Raw genomic sequence first — 3,122 nt, 5'->3', positions numbered from 1 at the left:
GGGGTGGGAGAGCGGTGTCCCCTTGGGCGGTCTCAGAGTCGGTTTGGCGGTTTCCCGTCAGTCTCATCGTCCTTCCGCGTCGGGCCGCCCTGTCAAGGGCGCTCCTTCGTCGCGTCGCTTCGCGATGGCCTTCGGCCACCCTTGACAGACCGCCCCGCCACGAAAAGCCGAAGACTGCCGGGAAACCCCCAAAAGAACGGCACGGTCCAGAGCGAAGGGACGGGTCTCTCAGCGATGAGACGAGGGGCCGGGGCCCGGTTCGCCGGGCATTCGGGCCCTTGGATTCCTGATCCAGGACCGGGGGCCCGGCTACCCGCACCAAATGCTGACCAGACCCCCTGCGGAGCACCCAGGCGCAACAGATCGCCACGCGCACCGCTCTTCTCGGCGACTGACAGCCTTCTGGGGCCCGAGGCCGAGGTGCGGCATACGGTTTCATCAGCCGACTCGCTACTCCGGTGAACACCGTCGGCCGAGGGCTCTGTCCAGGGCATCGATGTAGTCGGCGGGCACGATGTTGTGGACTGCCGTGGTGAATTCGAGGCCGGTCGCGTCCCGGACGTAGGCGAGATGCATCCATCGCTCGGCCCCGCTGTCCGAGACGTTCTCGTTGATCACGGCCATCAGCTTGCCCTCGGTTCCGGAGGCAATGTCGCGCACGCGACGGCCCAGGAGCCGATGCCGCACGTATTCGTACTGCTCAGCCATCGGTCGACTCCTCGAAGGAGTCGATGAAGCGTTCCCAGCCGGCAAGCGCCCGGTCGAGCAACTCCGCACTGACCCCGTAGACATCGGTTCCCGGACTTCGGGTGCTGTCGCCGTCAGTGAGCCCCGCTGGGCGTCGGACGGTGACCTGGCTCGCAGCCGGTCCGGACCTGATCATCGTCATGGCAGCCCTCCATGGTGGGACCCGTGTCCGGGCAGCACGAATTGCCTGCTCAGGGCCCCTACGGGAGGTATTCCGCATCTTCAGTCGTCGGTGGGAAATCGGCCCTGGAGGCGTTGACGAGCAGAACCTACGGCCGGTGTAGTTGTCGCAACACTCACTGTGAGTACGAGTGCGGGATTCGACGCCGAACGCGAGCGGGAGAGGCTATGTCGGCAGCCAGGACACAGGGCATGGGGCTCATCGGAGGCTTCGTGCTCCGCACCTCGCGGGAGAGCATCCCTCGCTCGCAGGAGGAAATGGCCGAACTCCTCGGCGTCAGCGTCGCGACATACCAGGGCTGGGAAGCTGGTCGACGGCCGATCTCGAACATGCAAGGCGCGGATCTGCTCGGTCTGCGCCGCCGTTTGCCCGGAGTCGGCGCGGACCCAGACGTTGTCGTACTCCTGGATGCCGCGATGGACGCCGACCGGGTCATCGGGGCGGCGCTGGCTCCTCCCCGCCCCGGGGTGCCGCATCCACTCTGCGAATGGGTACACACCCGGGACACCGCGCACATGATCGCGTGGGCGGTCAACGGATCCCCACCACCGATCCTCCGCTGCCGACCCGTACCGACCCGCCACGGTCCTGCCGCTTCGGCTCCGCGACTGAGCCCGACGGAACGGACTACGCTATTCGCGCACCTGCGCGAAACGGCAGAGGTCGCGGGGCGTCTTGGGGCCGGGGGCTCGCTCCTCCATCGGTAGGCTCTCTACCTGACCTCTTACGACCACGGGCCCGGCGCAGCGTCGTGGACCGCGCACGCGCTCCACGCTCGGCGTGGGGGTCTGGCAGGACCAGGTTGGACCCCGTTTTGGGCCGAGGCCCGCTCCACGGCCACGGTCCTGGCACGCCTCGGCGACCCCCAGCTGTTGTGGGATTTCATCGAGCGCTCGATGGTGGACAGCGACGACGGCGAAATCGCCAACCTCAACTACTGGGCGCTTTGGCTCGGCGTGATACGGCGGCCTGAAGCCAATGACGAGTTCATGCGTGACCGGAGCATGAAGGGCTGGGACCCGGTCACGCTGCTGCGTGGCCTGGTGGATGGCATCCACCAGGCACCCGGATTCGTCGATTTGTACGCGCACACGGTATGGGCCCTGTTGGAGACGTACAGGTGGCTCCCGCTGGCAGCAGGCGGCTTGTTGCGGACCTGGCGCAGCGAACCACTGAACTCCTCGATGGAAGTGCCCTGTCGGAAAGATCCAGGCGTGAGCTGAGCACTGTGGACTACCGTCTAGCCGAGTACGACTGACCAACTCGGAGGGCACCACATGGCAGACGAGACGGCCAACGTAGAGGGCACCGCGGGTTTCCTGTTCGAGCTCGGCGTCCTGAAGCGCGAACGCCGGTCGGGATGGTGGCACGCCGGGGTCAGGGATCCGGAGAGCGTCGCCGAACACAGCTTCCGCGTCGCCGCCATCGGCGCCGTACTCGCCATGATGGAGGGCGCCGACGCCGCCAGGGTCACCCTCATGTGCGTCATGCACGACACCCAGGAAACCCGCATCGGGGACATCCCGCACATCGGCCGCCGCTACCTCAAAGCCGCCTCCAACGAGGAGATCACCGCCGACCAGCTCGCGACCGCCCACCCGGCCGTCGCGGCCGGCATCCAGGCCGTCGTGGCGGACTACGAGAACGGCACCGACCCCGAGGTGGTCATCGCCCACGACGCCGACAAACTCGAATGCCTCATCCAAGCCGTCGAGTACCGCGAACAGGGCAACGTGAACGTACAGAACTGGATCGACTCCAGCCTCAACGCCCTGAAGACCACCTCGGCGAAGTCCCTGGCGGAGGCGGCGCTGACCATGTCGTCCCTGACCTGGCGCCAGACCTTCCTTCCCCGCTGACGGCCGCGGGGGCGGCTTGTGCCCGGCCCAAGACGGCCTGCGGCCGCCTGGCCGGGCGAAGCACGTAGCGATCCGACGCGCCTGGGGCTCCGTCGGTTATTTGGTTGCCGTTTCGTGCGGGTACCGCCGCCCTCGGTCTGCCTTGCAGGCGCAGCGGGCCAGGTGCCGTGGTCAGCCGGCCCGGGGCAGGTCGTCGCTTCTCTGGCGGGGCCGCTTCTGTCGCTCCTGCCCCGTGACCGTTCTTTTGGGGGTTTCCCGTCGGTCTTCGGCTTTTCGTGGCGGGGCGGTCTGTCAAGGGTGGCCGAAGGCCATCGCGAAGCGACGCGACCGAAGGG

5 protein-coding genes are annotated in these 3,122 nt (G+C 67.5%); 3 read left to right on the top strand and 2 right to left on the bottom strand.

The features are described from left to right. Positions 1-450: 450 nt before the first annotated feature. The gene (locus tag ACFV0Q_RS40345; protein ID WP_385012924.1) at positions 451-708 is read right to left on the bottom strand and encodes a hypothetical protein; all 258 of its coding nucleotides are present in this window, start codon (positions 706-708) and stop codon (positions 451-453) included. Beyond that, entirely contained in the window at positions 701-889 is a 189-nt protein-coding gene (locus tag ACFV0Q_RS40340; RefSeq protein ID WP_385012923.1) for a hypothetical protein, read from the bottom strand. Before ACFV0Q_RS40340 ends, ACFV0Q_RS40345 begins: the two co-directional genes overlap by 8 nt. An 11-nt stretch (positions 890-900) precedes the next feature. Here ACFV0Q_RS40340 and ACFV0Q_RS40335 point away from each other — a divergent pair, with 11 nt between their 5' ends. From ACFV0Q_RS40335 to ACFV0Q_RS40325, 3 genes are all read left to right on the top strand, one after another. Further along, positions 901-1,635: a helix-turn-helix domain-containing protein gene (locus ACFV0Q_RS40335; protein ID WP_385012921.1), complete on the top strand. Its 735-nt coding sequence runs from the start codon at positions 901-903 to the stop codon at positions 1,633-1,635. A gap of 165 nt (positions 1,636-1,800) precedes the next feature. Beyond that, positions 1,801-2,151 carry a hypothetical protein gene (locus ACFV0Q_RS40330; RefSeq protein ID WP_385012919.1) on the top strand — a complete coding sequence of 117 codons (351 nt, stop codon included), beginning with the start codon at positions 1,801-1,803 and terminating at the stop codon, positions 2,149-2,151. A gap of 54 nt (positions 2,152-2,205) precedes the next feature. Continuing rightward, positions 2,206-2,787, top strand: a complete 582-nt coding sequence (locus tag ACFV0Q_RS40325; RefSeq protein WP_385012917.1) for an HD family hydrolase — start codon at positions 2,206-2,208, stop codon at positions 2,785-2,787. Positions 2,788-3,122 lie beyond the last annotated feature (335 nt).

It is taken from the genome of Streptomyces sp. NPDC059564, assembly GCF_042735575.1.
Taxonomy (GTDB): Bacteria; Actinomycetota; Actinomycetes; order Streptomycetales; family Streptomycetaceae; genus Streptomyces.
This window is presented reverse-complemented; position numbering and strand designations above follow the sequence as displayed.